Annotated in this window: 15 protein-coding genes; 9 read left to right on the top strand and 6 right to left on the bottom strand. The window is 45.2% G+C overall.

From position 1 onward, the window contains the following. Window positions 1–136: 136 nt before the first annotated feature. Window positions 137–628: an Rsd/AlgQ family anti-sigma factor gene (locus R7D93_RS24265; RefSeq protein WP_005382515.1), complete on the bottom strand. Its 492-nt coding sequence runs from the start codon at window positions 626–628 to the stop codon at window positions 137–139. Between the two features lie 177 nt (window positions 629–805). On the opposite strand from R7D93_RS24265, the gene nudC reads away from it, so the two are divergent. After that, window positions 806–1,603 (top strand): NAD(+) diphosphatase, encoded by a 798-nt coding sequence (nudC, locus tag R7D93_RS24260; RefSeq protein ID WP_005382516.1) that lies wholly within the window; start codon window positions 806–808, stop codon window positions 1,601–1,603. A 247-nt stretch (window positions 1,604–1,850) separates the two neighbouring features. Further along, window positions 1,851–2,918 carry a uroporphyrinogen decarboxylase gene (gene hemE, locus R7D93_RS24255; protein WP_005382517.1) on the top strand — a complete coding sequence of 356 codons (1,068 nt, stop codon included), beginning with the start codon at window positions 1,851–1,853 and terminating at the stop codon, window positions 2,916–2,918. Between the two features lie 221 nt (window positions 2,919–3,139). Here hemE and R7D93_RS24250 read toward each other — a convergent pair whose 3' ends face one another. Together R7D93_RS24250 and R7D93_RS24245 are read right to left on the bottom strand one after the other, a co-directional pair. Beyond that, on the bottom strand, window positions 3,140–3,712 hold the full coding sequence (locus R7D93_RS24250; RefSeq protein WP_005382518.1) for a uracil-DNA glycosylase family protein: 573 nt from the start codon (window positions 3,710–3,712) through the stop codon (window positions 3,140–3,142). A gap of 2 nt (window positions 3,713–3,714) precedes the next feature. After that, window positions 3,715–4,638 carry a D-2-hydroxyacid dehydrogenase gene (locus tag R7D93_RS24245; RefSeq protein ID WP_225497198.1) on the bottom strand — a complete coding sequence of 308 codons (924 nt, stop codon included), beginning with the start codon at window positions 4,636–4,638 and terminating at the stop codon, window positions 3,715–3,717. A gap of 66 nt (window positions 4,639–4,704) precedes the next feature. Here R7D93_RS24245 and R7D93_RS24240 point away from each other — a divergent pair, with 66 nt between their 5' ends. Beyond that, a complete protein-coding gene (locus R7D93_RS24240) occupies window positions 4,705–5,292 on the top strand; it encodes a YjaG family protein (protein ID WP_005382520.1) in 588 nt (195 codons plus the stop codon). 79 nt (window positions 5,293–5,371) lie between these two features. Here R7D93_RS24240 and R7D93_RS24235 read toward each other — a convergent pair whose 3' ends face one another. Further along, entirely contained in the window at window positions 5,372–6,505 is a 1,134-nt protein-coding gene (locus R7D93_RS24235) for a hemolysin family protein (protein WP_005382522.1), read from the bottom strand. A gap of 253 nt (window positions 6,506–6,758) precedes the next feature. Here R7D93_RS24235 and hupA point away from each other — a divergent pair, with 253 nt between their 5' ends. Together hupA and R7D93_RS24225 are read left to right on the top strand one after the other, a co-directional pair. Further along, on the top strand, window positions 6,759–7,031 hold the full coding sequence (hupA, locus tag R7D93_RS24230; RefSeq protein WP_005382524.1) for a nucleoid-associated protein HU-alpha: 273 nt from the start codon (window positions 6,759–6,761) through the stop codon (window positions 7,029–7,031). Between the two features lie 39 nt (window positions 7,032–7,070). After that, complete coding sequence (locus R7D93_RS24225; protein ID WP_213869022.1) at window positions 7,071–7,769, top strand: DUF1481 domain-containing protein; 699 nt, start codon at window positions 7,071–7,073, stop codon at window positions 7,767–7,769. An 84-nt stretch (window positions 7,770–7,853) separates the two neighbouring features. Here the strand turns inward: R7D93_RS24225 and purD are convergent, their stop codons facing one another. Both purD and purH read right to left on the bottom strand, forming a co-directional pair. Then, a complete protein-coding gene (purD, locus tag R7D93_RS24220) occupies window positions 7,854–9,143 on the bottom strand; it encodes a phosphoribosylamine--glycine ligase (RefSeq protein ID WP_213869023.1) in 1,290 nt (429 codons plus the stop codon). A gap of 194 nt (window positions 9,144–9,337) precedes the next feature. Then, window positions 9,338–10,930 (bottom strand): bifunctional phosphoribosylaminoimidazolecarboxamide formyltransferase/IMP cyclohydrolase, encoded by a 1,593-nt coding sequence (gene purH / locus R7D93_RS24215; protein WP_213869024.1) that lies wholly within the window; start codon window positions 10,928–10,930, stop codon window positions 9,338–9,340. A 265-nt stretch (window positions 10,931–11,195) separates the two neighbouring features. On the opposite strand from purH, the gene zntR reads away from it, so the two are divergent. From zntR to R7D93_RS24195, 4 genes are all read left to right on the top strand, one after another. Further along, a complete protein-coding gene (gene zntR / locus R7D93_RS24210) occupies window positions 11,196–11,594 on the top strand; it encodes a Zn(2+)-responsive transcriptional regulator (RefSeq protein WP_005382529.1) in 399 nt (132 codons plus the stop codon). A 163-nt stretch (window positions 11,595–11,757) separates the two neighbouring features. Next, window positions 11,758–13,320 (top strand): lysine decarboxylation/transport transcriptional activator CadC, encoded by a 1,563-nt coding sequence (gene cadC / locus R7D93_RS24205; RefSeq protein WP_225497196.1) that lies wholly within the window; start codon window positions 11,758–11,760, stop codon window positions 13,318–13,320. 667 nt (window positions 13,321–13,987) lie between these two features. After that, window positions 13,988–15,331, top strand: a complete 1,344-nt coding sequence (cadB, locus tag R7D93_RS24200; protein ID WP_017821792.1) for a cadaverine/lysine antiporter — start codon at window positions 13,988–13,990, stop codon at window positions 15,329–15,331. Window positions 15,332–15,448: 117 nt separating this feature from the next. Then, the gene (locus R7D93_RS24195) at window positions 15,449–17,584 is read left to right on the top strand and encodes a lysine decarboxylase CadA (protein ID WP_213869026.1); all 2,136 of its coding nucleotides are present in this window, start codon (window positions 15,449–15,451) and stop codon (window positions 17,582–17,584) included. Window positions 17,585–18,239: the final 655 nt, after the last annotated feature.

The raw sequence follows: 18,239 nt of genomic DNA, 5'->3' as shown, positions 1-18,239 counted from the left end.
GGCACCTTCGGGTGCCTTTTTAGTTTTTTATACTGCTTTGTTCTTCCGGTGGGATTTTCGATAAAGCTAGAAACAAAAAAGACCGACGATGATCGTCAGTCTTTTCTCTCACTCTATTTCTGAATGTTTGCAAATACTAAGCTCCAGGTGGCATAGACAGGCTTTCTGCGATTTGCTGTATCAGATAGTCCTCGACTTCAAAGCGAGTCTCAAGAATTTCCCCAATGAGACACATATCAGAATCGAAATCATTTAATTCATCATCTTCAGTCACTTCTGAGTACTTATCGTTAAAGTTCAATAATGGTTCAGTCGTTAGAACAATTTGACCATAGGTTTGATTGATCTCATTAGTCACGACAAAGCCGGTTGCTTTCCAACGGTCCATAACCATGTCATAAATTTTAAAGTGGCCTTCGGAGATGTAATCAACGAGGTGCTGACAGAAATCCTGCAGTTCGGAAGGAGATGGGAGTTCAATAACATTGGTTTTCGAACAAGGTTGCAGCGCTGCAAGCTTACAATATTCAACAATCAGGGATTGTCGTGTCTCTAACCAGTGATCAATGACATCACTTGAGCCACCCCACTGGTCTTGTGTTTGTTTGAATTTTCTTAGCATGACCATGCCCTCATGATCTGATCGCCCATCGGCGAACGTATCCTTTGCAAAGCAAAGTTAGTAAAGTTATTACAAACTCTTGTCCTTACTAGAATTTAGAGTGCACATTTACTTAACGATAAACTCTAGTATGAAATTAGATTGCCAGTAAAATGAACGAACTTCAAGCAAAGGGATGGTGTAATGTTAAGAAAAGGTGATGTTAACCGCGCGATAAATGCATACTGGTGTGTTGTTGCAGGAAGTGAAATTTGGCTGGTGGATGGTGCTGTGCCCTTCGGGTCTGCAGAGCAGTTATCACTGCCAGTAACGAGTGCAAGACCCATTGGTGAGTATTCTGGTTCGCCCGTCATGTGGCTTAACTTGGCCGATTTAGAGCATGATCTACCTTTAGTATCCCTGCGTGACTGCCTGCATTTTCCTGAGCCATTATTTATGTTGTTAAGTAAAGCTGTGCAATATGGGCACATGACGCAAAGTTTGCGCTTTTGTCCACAGTGCGGAGGAAGAAACTTTCTTAATAATAACCAGTTAGCCATGCAGTGTGGTGAATGTCGCACCCTTCATTATCCTAGAATATTTCCGTGTATTATCGTTGCTGTACGTAAAGAAAATCAGATCTTATTAGCCCAACATCCAAGGCATCGAAATGGTATGTATACGGTTATTGCGGGTTTTCTAGAAGTCGGTGAGACATTAGAAGAGTGCGTGGCTCGAGAAATTCATGAAGAAACGGGAATTCTCGTTAAAAATATTCGTTACTTTGGCAGCCAGCCTTGGGCTTTCCCATCCAGTATGATGATGGGGTTTTTAGCTGATTATGAATCGGGAGAGTTAAGCCCAGACTACACTGAGCTGTCTGATGCACAATGGTTTGGTATCGACGAGATGCCGCCTGTTGCGCCTAAAGGAACGATTGCAAGAGCACTTATCGAACAAACGCTGAAAGATATAGACTCTAATTGTCTGATAAATAGATAAAAAAAACCCTCCGAGAGGGAGGGGGTAAGTAAGATGTCGTTATGAGATGCTGAGTACTAAGTACTCAGTTTATAATTGTAGTTTTCGCTAGCGAACAAATTTTTAACACTGATACCGATTGGGTGCAAATTAAGCATTGATTTAAAAGTTAATAACTTGATCCAGGTTGCAAAGCACACAGCTATTGGACTTAAATCAGTGATAGAATACCCCCTTTCACAGAAAGCCTAACAGTTGGAATTACGGAATGACTGAATTAAAAAATGATCGCTATCTGCGTGCGCTTTTAAAAGAGCCGGTAGATTACACGCCAGTATGGATGATGCGCCAGGCAGGTCGTTACCTACCAGAATACAAAGCGACTCGTGCAGAAGCGGGTGATTTCATGTCTTTGTGTCGAAATGCAGAATTAGCATCCGAAGTGACACTTCAACCATTACGCCGTTTTCCTCTTGATGCCGCGATCTTATTCTCGGACATCTTAACGATTCCAGATGCAATGGGGCTTGGTTTGCGTTTTGCTGCGGGTGAAGGACCTGTTTTTGATAACCCAATTACATGCAAAGCCGACGTGGAAAAAATTGGTTTGCCAGATCCTGAAGGTGAACTGCAATACGTAATGAACGCAGTACGCCAGATCCGTAAAGACCTGAAGGGTGAAGTGCCGCTGATTGGTTTTTCTGGTAGTCCTTGGACTCTTGCGACGTATATGATCGAAGGTGGTAGCTCTAAAGCGTTTACCAAGATCAAGAAGATGATGTACGCGGAACCACAAACTCTGCACCTACTTCTAGATAAGCTGGCAGACAGCGTTATCGAGTACTTAAACGCGCAAATTAAAGCGGGTGCGCAATCGGTAATGGTATTTGACACATGGGGTGGCGTACTAACGCCTCGTGATTACAATCTGTTCTCACTGCAATACATGCACAAGATTGTAGATGGTCTGATTCGTGAAAACGACGGTCGTCGCGTGCCAGTCACACTGTTTACTAAGAATGGCGGCATGTGGCTTGAGCAAATCGCAGCAACGGGCTGTGATGCGGTTGGTCTAGACTGGACAATCAACATTGCAGACGCGAAAGCACGTATCGGTGATAAAGTGGCTCTGCAAGGTAACATGGACCCATCAATGCTTTACGCTTCACCAGAGCGTATCCGTGAAGAAGTCGCGGGTATTCTAGAAGGTTTTGGTGATGCAGGTACTGGTCATGTGTTCAACCTAGGGCACGGTATCCATTTGGATGTGCCGCCAGAAAACGCGGGCGTCTTTGTGGATGCGGTACACGAGCTATCTAAGCCATACCACAAGTAAGTTAGATTTTTTTGAAATCAAATACCGGCATTCAGTGCCGGTATTTTTTTACCTAAAACTCAAGGCCGTACAGCTCTGGTAGTATTTGGCCTACTATGATCTAATTACTACTCTAGCTGTACATTAGACATTAAAATTCAATATAAACAAATGCTTATGATTTCTGGTTTTATGCTCTAATTTTCTTGTACAGATAAACAAGCAATTAGATCATGGGTAACCTAAAGCATCGAGTGAACGCGTTTTTTAAGGTATGGCACGACGTCAGATTCAAACCAAGGATTCTTCTTTAACCACAATGTATTGCGTGGGGATGGGTGAGGGAGCGGGATAAAGTCCGGTTCCCAATCTTGCCATTGCTGAACAGTTTGCGTGAGCGTCTTTGGTTTGTTGGTGAGATAGTACTGCTGCGAGTACTGACCAATTAGTAGAGTGAGCTCTATATTGGGCAGTTGCTCAAGAATCTTTTTATGCCAAGTGGGCGCACATTCTTTACGAGGCGGTAAATCACCAGAGTTCCCTTTGCCTGGATAACAGAATCCCATTGGGACAATGGCAATTTTATTTGGGTCGTAGAAAACGTCTTTGTCGATATCGAGCCATTGGCGTAATCGATCACCACTTGGGTCATTCCAAGGTATCGAGGTTTTGTGTACACGTGTGCCAGGGGCCTGACCGATGATTAGGATGCGTGCCCCTTTTGCTGCTTGCACGACAGGGTTTGCACCCAAAGGTAAGTTATCCGCGCAGATCTGGCAGGCCCTCACTTGCTGCAATAGCTCGTCTAACGACATTCTTAGTAACCCTTTTCGAAATCCACTTGATAATTTAATGAAAACCCATCGCGCCAGCGTAGATAGTTGTCAGCAAAAATCTCGATGACTTGCTCGGGAAAACTCAGCGCAGCAATGTGTGGAGTGATGGTGACTTGCGGTAGTTTCCAAAATGGATGCTCTACCGACAACGGTTCTTGCTCAAACACATCTAAGAAGGCGTGTTCTACCCAACGGTTTTTCAGAGCGAAGAGCAACCCTGCCTCATCCAGTACGTCGCCACGACCTACGTTAAACAATAACGCCTGATTTAGTTGGCTGAGCGTTTGACGATTAAGTAACTGTCGCGTCTCAGGTGTACTTGGTAGAGTATTCACAACGATGTCGGCTTGCTCAAATGCCTTACTTAGTTCATTGATATGAAAGGTCTGATGAAACTCGCCGCCTGGAGTAGGGATACCTGTGCGGTTAATACCGATAGTTTTTGTCCCCATTGCTTTAGCGGCGTTGCCCAGATAGCCCCCAATGCTACCGGTACCAAGAATTACCATGGTTTTACTTTTTAATGACGTGTACAGGTGAGGCTGCCATTGTTTGTTTTGTTGCTGCTGGTGGTATCGGGCAAAGTGGCGGTTATGGGCAATACTGTAACCCAAAACATATTCAGCAATCAGTGGACCAAAGATGCCTCGAACGTTAGTTAGAGTATAGTCCTGACGAAGGCTAGGGGATGTTAAGGCGTTGACACCAGCAAACGTGGATTGTACCCATTCAAGCTGTGAAAACTCGTCTAAGCTTTGTGATAGTAAGGGTGGATCCGCTAGTACGATCTGAGTGGCTTCTGGTTGGTCGGTGAGACAAAGATCGGGCAGATTTTTCTCTGCCAGTAACGTTTTGTAGGTGTCGCGATGCTCTGAGAGCAGGAAAATCTGATTTGAATGCGGCATTAACTTTTTTCCCTGTGATGAATCAAGTACACTTTCGCTGTTTTTTTCTTCAATGATTGAGTGACTATGCTTAAGAATCCTCTTCAGGTTCGTTTAGAAAAACTAGAACCTTGGCAACAAATTACCTTTATGGCGTGTCTGTGTGAACGCATGTATCCAAACTATGCGATGTTTTGTGAGAATACAGAATTTGCTGACCCGCGTGCTTACCGAGCGATTCTTGATAGTGTATGGGAAATTTTGACAGTTAAGAACGCGAAAATTAACTTCGAACGTCAATTGGAGAAGTTAGAAGAGTTGTTCCCAAGTGCGGATGAGTTCGATTTTTACGGCGTTTACCCAGCGATGGACGCGTGTCAGGGGTTGTCTACGTTACTGCATGGTCTATTGGACCGCGACTACCTTTTCGATTCAATGCTTAAAGTGAGTCAACAGTCGGTACAAACCGTTGCTGATCTAGAGCAAGCACAAGGCGCAGAGCCAATCACTAACGACAACCAGAAAGAAAACGAAGCCGTATGTGAAGAGTGGGACGTCCAGTGGGCTATCTTCCGTCCGCTGCGTGAAGCGGTAGAACGTGACATCAGCTTGATTAAAGATTTGCGTGAAGAGCTACGTGAAGAAGGTGTGAGCAACATCGGTATTGCACTTTAATTGTTGAATAAATAGAAAAAGGCATCCTAACTGGATGCCTTTTTTGTTTGTGCGTTTAAGCTGTTATACCTAATGCTGATTACGATTCTTTCGAGTCGGGTTTCGGTGGCTCTTGAGCTTCTGGCTCTTTATCCTGCTTCTCCGGCTCATTATCTTCTTCATCGTCATCGCGGCTTTCGATTACGCCGTGCATTTCTTTCCAGCTTTCCCAGCGTTGGTAAGCCAGCTCCTGCATGTCAGTGCTTTTATCTGCTTCGTCGATGATCTCCTCGCCTACGAGGTGTTCAAAAATATCTTCCAACGTTACCAAACCTAGCACGGTACCGTATTCATCAACAACAAGTGCCAGCTGTAAGCGATGAGTCATCATCTGGTCGAATACTTTAGGTAAAGTGGTATTGTTTAGCACCACTTGAATTGGGCGCATGATTGCTCCCAACTGTTTCTGTCCACAACCTGATTGTTGTAGTTTGAACAACTCAAGACGATGCACAAAACCAATGATGTTATCTTTCTGTTCGCTGTAAACCAATGGGCGTGAGAAAGGCGTATCTTTGTGTTTTTCTAGGAACTCATTGATGGTCATTGTGGCATCGACACGGAATACTACTGGTCGTGGCGTCATAACCTGCGTTACGGGTACATCTTGGATGCCAAGCAAGTTGCTTAAGATTTTTGATTCACCCTCGGCAAATTCACCGCTTTCACGTGCCAGAATCGCCATTGCAGACAGCTCATCACGCATCTTTGGAGCTTCGTGGTTACGAGCAAGACGCTTGGTGATTTGCTCTGAGAACCAAACAAAGGGTGTAAGCGCCCATACCATCCAACGCAATGCGACCGCGGCAGTGGGTGCCAACTGGCGCCAGTAGGTCGCGCCAATCGTCTTCGGTACGATTTCTGAAAGCACTAAGATCGCCAATGTCAGCACTGCCGAAAAGATACCTAATGCTTCGCTACCAAATACAACCGCAGCTTGTGCACCAGCAGTGGCCGCGCCGATCGTGTGAGCGATGGTGTTTAAAGTCAGAATAGATGCCAGTGGTCGGTCGATATCTGATTTCAGCTTAGCCAATTGCCCAGCTGCGGGATGCCCCTGTTGATTGAGCTGCGCAATGTAGCTCGGACTGATACTCAGCAGTACCGCCTCCAGCACCGAACAGATAAACGAAATGCCGATTGCAATAGAGATATAAATGGATAACAGCAGCATAGTTGCCCTTGAATGTAGTTTGATAGTGGTTATTTGCAGCTATTATAACCGCAAAAGTGACTTATAAATTGGTCCAAATACCTTGGAAAGCAAGGGTTTTCAGGGGGTATGTGGTAACAAATTGTGAGTTATTACTCATATTATGGCTAAAAGTACGTCAGAAAATCGAAAGATCGCTTACAAACCTTTGCCAGATGGGGCATTTATGTTTTAGAGTGAGACGAATTCGATAACCTATGAGAAGGGAAACCTAATGAACAAGACCCAATTAATCGACTTTATCGCAGAGAAAGCAGACCTATCAAAAGCACAAGCAAAAGCTGCTCTTGAAGCGACTCTTGATGGTGTAACTGGCGCACTTAAAGAGGGTGACCAAGTTCAACTAATTGGTTTTGGTACATTCAAAGTAAACCACCGCGCTGCACGTACTGGTCGTAACCCTAAGACTGGTGACGAGATTCAAATCGCAGCAGCTAACGTACCAGCATTCGTAGCAGGTAAAGCGCTGAAAGAATCAGTAAACTAAGTTAGAATGCACCGAGGTATCCTGCCTCGGTGCAATTTCATGAAAAAACATCTACTCACTTCACTTCTCCTATCTAGCCTTACCCTTTTTGGCTGTTCATCGGTTGAAACTCCTAATTTAGAACAATTCACGCATTTTTCTGGTGGTAAAGTTGCGGGAGATGCTAGCAGCTTGTACTGGATGACAGAGAAACTCACTCGTGTGAGTACGGCGGCTGATTATGTGACTATGGGGGACAATGGTTGGTTCAAGAGTGATTATCGCTGGGATGAAGGTGAGTTGCGAGAGTTGATTCGAAAAGGCGAGCAAGTTGATACCAAACAAGAGTTGGTGCCTTTTCAAATCCACATCCGTTTCAATAAAGATGGCGAAGCGGTTTACCAACAATATCGTGTTAACCTTAAAGTCTTACCACTCCAGCATGACCAATTAGAGCGCTACAAAGCAGAAGCGAATGACGTAGTGGCATCGGTTAAGGCGCAGTCTCGTAACAATCAGAGCCTTATTCAAGGTTATTGGAATGGTCAATCGTTTGAAACCTGCAAAGGTAAGGTGCTCTCGACACTCGAGTTTAATCAGACGCTGCCAAAATTTATTATCGAGCGTCTCTCATCGGTAGACAGTTATGTGGCTTTTGTCGGCAAGCAGTCACGAAACAAAGCAATGGTCGATGAACTGTTGATGCTCAATGACGATGACTTTGATTGTGTTTCTCGGCCAAAGTTGATCTCTGAATAAACATTGCTTCGAATTCTGTCGAACAAGAACAATAAAAAAAGGCGCTGAGTGCGCCTTTTGTTTTTTAGCCAACTTATGTTGTTTTTATTTGTCTTGCTCACGTGCAATTGCACGGTAGCCGATATCGTTGCGATGGAACATGCCATCCCAACTGATCTGTTTTGCAAGCTCGTAAGCACGCTGCTGCGCTTCTGATACGCTGTTGCCAAGTGCGGTTGCACAAAGAACACGACCACCGTTTGTCACGATGTCGCCATCTTTGTTATCTGTACCAGCATGGAAGACTTTTTCGCCTTCAATTTCAACTTGTGGCAGACCCGAAATAACGTCGCCTTTGTTGTACGCTGCTGGATAACCACCGGCTGCTAGCACGATACCAATCGATGCTCGTGGATCCCACTTCGATTCCGCTTGATCCAGTTTCTCGTCGATTGCCGCTAGACACAGATCAACAAGATCCGATTCCATGCGCATCATGATAGGTTGTGTCTCAGGATCACCGAAGCGGCAGTTGTACTCGATTACTTTCGGAGTGCCGTCTTTGTCGATCATCAGACCCGCGTATAGGAAACCAGTGTAAGGGTTACCTTCAGAGGCCATGCCACGTACTGTTGGGTAAATCACTTCTTCCATGATGCGGTTGTGGATTTCCTGTGTTACCACTGGAGCTGGAGAGTATGCTCCCATGCCACCGGTGTTAGGACCCGTATCTTTGTCGCCTACGCGTTTGTGGTCTTGGCTGGTGGCCATTGGCAGAACGTTCTCACCATCCACCATCACGATGAAGCTTGCTTCTTCACCATCTAGGAACTCTTCGATAACGACACGACTACCAGCATCACCAAATGCGTTGCCTGCTAGCATGTCTTTGATTGCGTCCTCAGCTTCTTCTAGCGTCATCGCTACGATAACGCCTTTACCAGCAGCAAGGCCGTCAGCTTTTACTACGATCGGTGCACCTTGCTCACGTACGTAAGCAAGAGCTGGCTCGATTTCAGTGAAGTTCGCGTAGGCACCTGTTGGAATTTGGTGACGAGCAAGGAAGTCTTTAGTAAACGCTTTAGAGCCTTCAAGTTGCGCTGCGGCTTGGGTAGGGCCAAAGATTGGTAAGCCAGCTTCGCGGAACGCATCAACCACACCAATAACCAATGGTGCTTCTGGGCCAACGATAGTCAGTTCAATCGCCTTCTCTTTGGCGAAAGCAACAAGGCCAGCGATGTCTTCTACATCGATGTTTACGTTCTCTAGTTTTGGCTCTAGTGCTGTACCTGCGTTGCCTGGAGCAATGAAAATAGTCTCAACATTTGGGTTTTGCGCTGCTTTCCAGCCTAGCGCATGTTCACGACCGCCTGAACCAATGATTAAAACTCGCATATGAAAATCCTTAATCTTATAAATACCGTTTGCTCAAACTCAGATATTTCGCAAAGACCTGAGTATGGCCTCTCTAATTCAATGGGACGAGGACAAGGCGACAAGTGAACTTATTCCTATGAGCATAGTATGCTATGTGATTAGGATAAGTGAACGCCGTCAACGCAGTTATCGTCCCAGTGAAGACGAGAGGATTAGTGGCGGAAGTGACGCATACCGGTAAAGATCATCGCCATGCCGTGCTCATCTGCTGCTGCGATAACTTCGTCGTCACGCATAGAGCCACCTGGCTGAATTACGCACTTAATGCCGGCTTCTGCTGCGGCATCGATACCGTCGCGGAATGGGAAGAAAGCGTCAGATGCCATTACGCTACCGGCAACTTCTAAGCCTTCGTCTGCAGCTTTGATGCCGGCAATTTTCGCTGAGTAAACGCGGCTCATTTGGCCTGCGCCCACACCGATAGTCATGTCGCCTTTCGCGTAAACGATCGCGTTAGATTTCACGTATTTCGCTACCTTCCAGCAGAATAGGGCATCTTTTAGCTCTTCTTCTGTTGGCTGGCGCTTAGAAACCACTTTTAGGTCGTCTAGGCTTACCATGCCTTGGTCGCGGTCTTGAACCAGTAGACCGCCATTCACGCGTTTCACGTCAAAGCCAGTTGTCTTCGTTGTCCATTCGCCACACTCAAGTAGACGTACGTTCTTCTTCGCGGCAACCACTTCAATCGCTTCAGCAGAAACAGAAGGAGCGATGATGACCTCAACGAATTGACGTTCAACAATAGCGGTTGCTGTTTCAGCATCCAGCTCTTGGTTGAATGCAATGATGCCGCCGAATGCAGATGTTGGGTCAGTTTGGTAAGCGCGGTTGTACGCTTCTAGGATGTCTTTGCCTAGCGCAACACCGCATGGGTTTGCGTGTTTTACGATTACACATGCTGGCTCGTTGAACTCTTTCACACACTCAAGCGCTGCGTCCGTGTCTGCGATGTTGTTGTAAGAAAGGGCTTTACCTTGGATTTGGCGAGCAGTAGAAACAGATGCTTCTTGTGGGTTTGCTTCAACGTAGAATGCGGCTGCTTGGTGGCTGTTCTCACCGTAGCGCATGTCTTGCTTCTTCTCGAACTGTTGGTTGAACGTACGTGGGAATTTAGACTCTTCATCACCTTCTTTGTTCTCACCGTAAGATGGAACCATAGTGCCGAAGTAGTTTGCGATCATGCCATCGTAAGCGGCAGTGTGTTCAAAAGCAGCGATGGCAAGGTCGAAGCGAGTTTCGAGAGTGAGAGATTTGTCGTTTGCGTCCATCTCTGCAATTACGCGGCCGTAATCACCTGCGTTAACAACGATAGTCACGTCTTTGTGGTTTTTCGCTGCAGAACGAACCATTGTTGGGCCGCCGATATCGATGTTTTCAACCGCGTCGGCTAGTGTACAGCCTTCTTTGGCAACGGTTTCTGCGAATGGGTATAGGTTTACGACAACCATATCGATAGGGTTGATGCCGTGCTTTTCCATCACGTCATCATCTTGGCCACGACGACCAAGCACACCACCGTGAACTTTTGGGTGAAGCGTTTTAACGCGGCCGTCCATCATTTCTGGGAAACCAGTGTAGTCAGAGACTTCGGTTACGGCGATGCCTTGTTCGGCAAGTAGGCGAGCTGTACCACCAGTAGATAGGATATCGACACCGCGCTCAGCAAGAGCTTGCGCAAACTCAACAATACCTGTTTTGTCTGATACGCTGATAAGCGCACGGCGAATAGGACGAGCGTTATTCATGCTTCCATTTTCCTCAAATTCACGGAGTTAAAGATGTTTGCCAAAAATGAACTTGTTTTTACCTCTTGGGGTAAAATATTGGCCAGTTTTGGTAAAGACCTTTGCAGGGTGTTTTCTGGTTAGAAAACAGTCTCCACATTTGATGGCGCGTATTCTAACCAATTTATTACAAAAAAGCTCGCGCAATCGTTTGGCATCTCAAAAATAATTGCAAAAAAGTCGTTCTTTAGCTTTAAAAGTAACGAGATAGTTAATAGGGGAAGTTATGTTTCAGATAGGTGAACTGGCAAAACGTTGTGGTGTGACTGCCGATACATTGCGTTTCTACGAGAAAAACGCGCTAATAAAACCCGCAGGACGAAGTGAGTCAGGCTACCGCTTGTATGATGAAGAGAATCAAAAGCAGGTGCACTTTATCCTCAAAGGTAAAGATCTTGGCTTGAGTCTGGATGAAATTAAAGACCTGTTAGAAATTAAGTTAGAAGCGACAGAACACAGCTGTGCAGAGGTAAAAGCCATTACTTCTGCTAAGTTAGAGCTGATTGATGGGAAAATTAACGAGCTGACGAAAATTCGCCGAGCGTTAAAGAAGATTAATGATGCTTGTTGTGGTCATACAGACGATGACGCCACACATTGCTCTATCCTTGCAGCACTTGAGTAGTCTCATTCTTGCATTACTTAACTTAAGTTTGCATTTTTGGCGACTTGCTTTTCTAGGTACACGCTGCTTTCCCACCTATAATCTTGCCTTTAGTTACTTGTAGGAATCGACCATTGTCTGATTCCTAGCGTAACGCTGTCTGTAGATACGAGAGTTTTCATACATGGTTGGAGTCTATTTTCAAATCAATGACTGGGTTTTGAGCGTTGATGAAAATAAGCTGTATCGACAAGATAGGGAAGTTACTGTTGAGCCACGCTTAATTAATCTTTTGCACTTCTTAGCGGAGCATGCGAATGAGGTGTTCAACCGCGAGGAATTGATTCAGTACGTTTGGGCTGGAGCGATTGTGACCGATCAAGTGGTGACTCAATCCATCTTTGAGTTGCGTAAGCTACTACGTGACGGTCGAGAGGAAAATACCAACTACGTTATCACGGTGCCCAAGCGTGGCTATAAGCTGGTAGCGAACGTGGTTGCTATGACGCATGAAGAGTTTGTCACAAGTCGGCAAAATGAAGAGATCCCACCTTCGGTTGAAGAATCGGAAGAGGATTGTCTACCTATAGCACCAACCGTTACCTTTCCTGCCGGTCCTCTAACTCGCGCGGTCTGCGAGATGTCAAAAGAGAAAAAAGCCCCTCAGAGCAAAAACAAAATCAGTCCTTGGCGATTGGGAATTATGAACTTCATCTGGATCAGTATGTTGGTCGTAGTGATGGGCGTGTTTACCTACAAGCAATCGGAAGTGCGTATTACCCAAGCCATCGATACCCATCTGATTGAGTTCAAGTTTCAAGATAATTTTACGAATGAAGGATTAAGCTACGATTTGGCAGACGGATTCGCCCAAAAGTTGATGTCCGACATTGCTCAAGTCAGTGATTACCGAGTCATGCTAAAGAAGGCGTCGTTTACTTCTGGCATTGTACCTGGTAAATCGGTTGTGGTGAGAGTTCGTGAGAATGACGGTGGCAGCTTTTTAGAGGTGGAATATCGCAATAACTCATCTGAAAAAGTGTTGTTTAGTCGTCAATACGCGTTAACCAGTAGTCATTTAAAGACAGTGCTTCAACAAGCGTCGTTGGATTTGATGCAAGTGCTGAAAGTATCGGATGCCAAATTGAAATCTACGATGCTGGTGGCGGGAATGCCAATGAATCCCGACGCGTTGGAGTTGTTTGTTCAGGCTAACCATTACCTTAATGTCTCTGATACTAAACAATTCCGCCAAGGTATCGACTTGATGGAAAACATTTTAGAAATCGAGCCGGATAATGCTTACGTTCAAGCTGAGTTGTTGATTGCTTACCATGTACAAAAGGCACTTGATTTCTCACAGGAGTTGAAGAAAGGGCGAATGCAGCAGCTCAGTGAAGCACTAGAGACTAATGTGAAAATGATGGTGGGGCCAATTCAACCGCGAATTTATGAAGCTTTAGCACTGCACGAAACCATCATTGGTGACATGGCGTTAGCCAAGCGGCATCTCGGACAGGCATTGAGGTTACGTGATTCAGTGCTTTCCTATGTGATTCGCGGTAAGCACGCCGAATTGGATGGTGATCTGGATTTAGCCAGTGAGTCTTACAGTGAAGCTTTCTATATTGATACGTCGGTTGAGACGTACCTGCTGTGCGAAAACTTGGTCTTCCCAAGTAACATGAAGGCGATTGATTACGCCATGTATCGCGCCGTTCACCCTTCTGTCGTTCGAATGCTTTAATTCTCTCGGACTCAACGTCAGTCTAATGCTAGCCCCTCATTTCGGTGAGGGGCTTTTTTGTCGCTGTCGAAAAGTGAAAAGGGTGAGGCGGTGGTGCAATGACTTACGAAGGAGCTAACAGCGCAAGCTTGCAACGGGAATACATACCCGCTTTGCTTCTCTATCTCTATCTCTATCTCTATCTCTATCTCTATTGATTGTATGAAGCGTCTGGCTGAGTTATGTGGCGAGAATGATTTTGATGCTTTCTTGCAGGCGAGATGAATATTGATGTGGGTCAAAAAGCGCGATCAGGGAGAGATTTATGGAATCAACACTTCAGGGAATTAACCCTTCGGGATGGGGAAGTTGATAGAGGTTGATAACTTTTATCGCGATGACCAACGAGTTGATGAGAGTTTATCTATCGGTAGAAGGTTTGATGTTTTTTTTATAACTAAATGAATAATATGGTTTTATATTTTTGTGTTTATCATGTTTACCTCAACTTGATGTTGATTAACTAATCATTTTATTGATAACCCCAAGTTTATTTTTTTCCCAGTTTTTGGGCGTAGTCTTCACTTCGAAATTTAGCGAGGTCGAGCAGGTTCTTCCTCATAGCATCTCGCTAATAACCATTCAGTTTGAGTCATGTTGACTCGAGTAGAATAGATTTGGAGATGTTATGTCATCGAATGCGAAAAAAATCGGCCTTATTGCCTGTACGGGTGTCGTAGCCGGTAACATGATGGGTAGTGGTATTGCACTATTACCTTCTAGTCTTGCCTCTGTAGGCTCTGTTTCAATCTTCAGTTGGCTGATCTGTTTGGTCGGTGCACTGAGTCTGGCGTTCGTTTACGCTCGTCTGGCAACCAAAAACCCACAAGAAGGTGGTCCTATCGCTTATGCTGGCGAAGTGTCTCCGGTATTTGGTTTCCAAACGGGCGTTCTTTATTACCACGCGAACTGGATTGGTAACCTGGCTATTGCCATTACAGGTGTTTCTTACCTTTCAGTATTCTTCCCTGTGCTTAATAACCCAATCCCAGCAGGTATTGCGACGATTGCATCGGTATGGATCTTCACTTTCGTCAACCTACTTGGTGGTAGCTGGGTAAGCCGTCTATGTACGCTTGGTTTAGTTCTTATCCTTATCCCAGTTGTTGGTACAGCCGCATTTGGTTGGACGCACTTCGATACTGCGCTTTACAGCCAAAACTGGAACGTATCAGCAGGCACTGACAGCCACGCGGTAGTAACAGCGGTTCTTATCTGTCTATGGTCATTCGTAGGTGTGGAATCAGCAGCGGTATCGACTGGTATGGTAGAAAACCCTAAACGGACTGTACCACTAGCAACTATGTTAGGTACTGGTATCGCAGGTGTGATTTACATCCTATCAACTCAAATGATCAGCGGCATGTTCCCAGCGTCAGAAGTTGCGGCATCAGGTGCGCCATTTGCATTGGCAACCACTGAGCTATTCGGTAGCTGGACTGCACCATTCGTATCAGCATTCACAGCACTAGCATGTTTCACTTCGCTAGGTTCTTGGATGATGCTGGTGGGCGAGGCTGGTAAACGTGCCGCGAGCGATGGCAACTTCCCTAAAATCTACGGCGAAACTGACAAAAACGGTGTGCCTAAGAAAGGTCTAATCCTTGCGTCAATCAAGATGACTGCACTGATGGTTGTACTGATGTTCTTCAGCTCTAAAACAGCACACGCATCAGACCTATTCAACCAGCTAACAACTGACGCAGTTCTACTAACTATGCTGCCTTACTTCTACTCAAGCATTAACTTGATTCGCTTCGAAGGTATGACAACACGCAACGGCTTCGTAATGCTGTTCTCTGGTGTGGCTTGTCTGTTCTGCTTCATCGCACTAGCAGGTGCAGAGGGCGGTACGCTAACAGCAACCTTCATCGTGTCTCTAGTTATCTTGATGTTCTACAGCAAAAAAGCAGGTCTTGCTCAGTACGTGAAAATGCACGCTGACGACATGCCTGCCCAAGCAAGCAACTAATCCCCAAAACGCTGGCACTACGGTGCCAGCCCATAAAACCTAAATTCACGCGGCGCTCACCTTACTCATTGTCTGTAAATGGCAAAGAGCGCCCTCATTCGCCTTGGAGATGTCCAAATGAATATATTCGCTATCTTGAACCACATGGGTGTGTTCTTTAAAGAAGAGCCAGTTCGTCAACTTCACGTTGCTCTTGAGAAAGCGGGCTACGAAGTGGTTTACCCAGTAGATGATAAAGACTTGATCAAAATGATTGAGATGAACCCACGCATTTGCGGTGTGCTGTTCGACTGGGATAAATACTCACTAGAGCTATGTGAACGTATCAGCCAAATCAACGAAAAACTGCCTGTTCACGCATTTGCTAACGAACAGTCTACTCTAGACATTTCACTAACAGACCTACGTCTAAACGTGAGCTTCTTCGAGTACGCTTTAGGTATGGCTGACGACATCGCTATCAAAATCAACCAAGCGACTGAGGCATACAAAGATGCCATCATGCCTCCATTCACTAAAGCGTTATTCAAATACGTAGAAGAAGGTAAATACACCTTCTGTACTCCAGGTCACATGGGCGGTACTGCATTCCAGAAAAGCCCTGCTGGTAGCATCTTCTACGATTTTTACGGTCCAAACACATTTAAAGCGGACGTATCAATCTCAATGCCTGAGTTAGGTTCTCTACTAGACCATTCAGGTCCACATAAAGATGCAGAAGAATACATTGCACGCACATTCAATGCAGACAGCTCGTACATCGTAACTAACGGTACGTCTACATCGAACAAAATCGTTGGTATGTACTCAGCACCTGCGGGCAGCACAGTATTGATTGACCGTAACTGTCACAAATCTCTGACCCACCTAATGATGATGAGCGACGTGACACCAATCTACTTCCGCCCAACTCGTAACGCATACGGCATCCTTGGCGGTATTCCACAAAGCGAATTCAGCCGTGATATCATTGCAGAGAAAGTGGCGAAAACACCAGGTGCAACAGCACCAACTTACGCAGTAGTGACTAACTCAACTTACGATGGTCTGTTGTACAACACACAATTCATCAAAGAGTCGCTAGATTGTAAACACATCCACTTCGACAGTGCTTGGGTGCCTTACACTAACTTCAACCCAATTTACGAAGGTAAATGTGGTATGAGTGGTGAAGCGATGCCAGGCAAAGTGTTCTACGAAACACAATCAACACACAAACTGTTGGCAGCGTTCTCACAAGCTTCAATGATTCACGTGAAAGGCGACTTTGATAAAGAATCTTTCAACGAAGCATTCATGATGCACACTTCAACTTCACCTCAGTACGGCATTGTTGCTTCTACTGAAACTGCAGCGGCAATGATGCGCGGCAACACTGGTAAGAAGTTGATGCAAGACTCTATCGATCGCGCAATCCGCTTCCGTAAAGAGATCAAACGTCTAGAAGCAGAAAGCGACAGCTGGTTCTTCGATGTATGGCAACCAGAAAACATCGATACCACGGAATGTTGGAAACTAGACCCTAGCGACACATGGCACGGCTTCAAGAACATGGATGACAACCACATGTATCTTGACCCAATCAAAGTAACGCTACTGACTCCGGGGATGAATAAAGAAGGCGAACTAGAAGAATCAGGTATTCCTGCTTCGCTGGTGGCTAAATTCCTAGACGAGCGCGGCATCGTGGTAGAGAAAACAGGTCCATACAACTTGTTGTTCCTATTCTCAATCGGTATCGACAAATCAAAAGCAATGCAATTGCTACGCGGCCTAACTGAATTTAAACGTGGCTACGACTTGAACCTAACCATCAAGAGCTTCCTACCTTCACTATACAACGAAGACCCGAGCTTCTATGAAGGCATGCGTGTTCAAGAACTAGCACAAGCAATTCATGACCTAACTAAGAAATACAACCTACCAGAGCTAATGTACAAAGCGTTCGATGTACTTCCAGAAATGAAAGTAACACCACACGCAGCATGGCAAGAAGAGCTTCGTGGCAACATCGAAGAAATCAAACTGGAAGAAATGGTTGGCCGCGTAAGTGCGAACATGATCCTTCCTTACCCTCCAGGTGTGCCACTAGTACTTCCTGGTGAAATGGTGACTCAAGAGTCTCGCCCTGTGCTGGATTTCCTAGAGATGCTTTGTGAGATCGGTGCGCATTACCCAGGTTTCGAAACCGACATCCACGGTCTATACCAACAAAAAGATGGTAGCTACACCGTAAAAGTATTGAAGAACTAAGTTCCTCTCGAAGATGACGTCATTGGGAATGCAAGCATGCTCCACTCTTACGAGCTCAATGCGTCATCGAACAATAACGACATTTAGATATACCCCTAACTAATCTGTCGTAAAGAGAAGGGCAAGGATGCCCTGATCTTTTCTTCTATATATAGAAGAAACACTTTTCCAAGACTTCACCTGAAGTACCCCAAATAAAAAGCAAAGACCAAAAGAGCAGTTCGTCATCGTTCTGCTCTTTTTTTCATCTTTATATCGATAGAAAGAGAAAAAAGAACCAAGAGAGATAAGATCAGCAATCAAAATCACAAAGAAATCGGCGATCTTTTAATGCAGAAGTCAGGTGTTTCATCATGAAAAGATCCTCTGCAACCCGAAATATTAGACAAGATCGTTGAGTATCTATGCATAATGCTCGTTATTTGTGCGGTTGAAAGTTTTTTTGCAAAAAACGCTTGTGCTAATTTCTCAACCCCCTATACTGCGCATCCACCGACACGGAGTGAGACGAAAGTCACACAGCGAGTCGGAGAGAGAAAAAAGAATTTGAAAAAAATGCTTGACTCTCTCACGGTGTGAAGTAAGATACGCACCCCTAACGACGAGCAACTAAGTTGCTGAAAATGTTAGAAAAGCTCTTTAAAAATAAGAACCT

This window comes from Vibrio sp. YT-15 (genome assembly GCF_033337445.1).
GTDB lineage: Bacteria > Pseudomonadota > Gammaproteobacteria > Enterobacterales > Vibrionaceae > Vibrio > Vibrio alginolyticus.
Note: the sequence above shows the minus strand (reverse complement) of the source record. Positions and strands in the feature narration are given on the sequence as shown.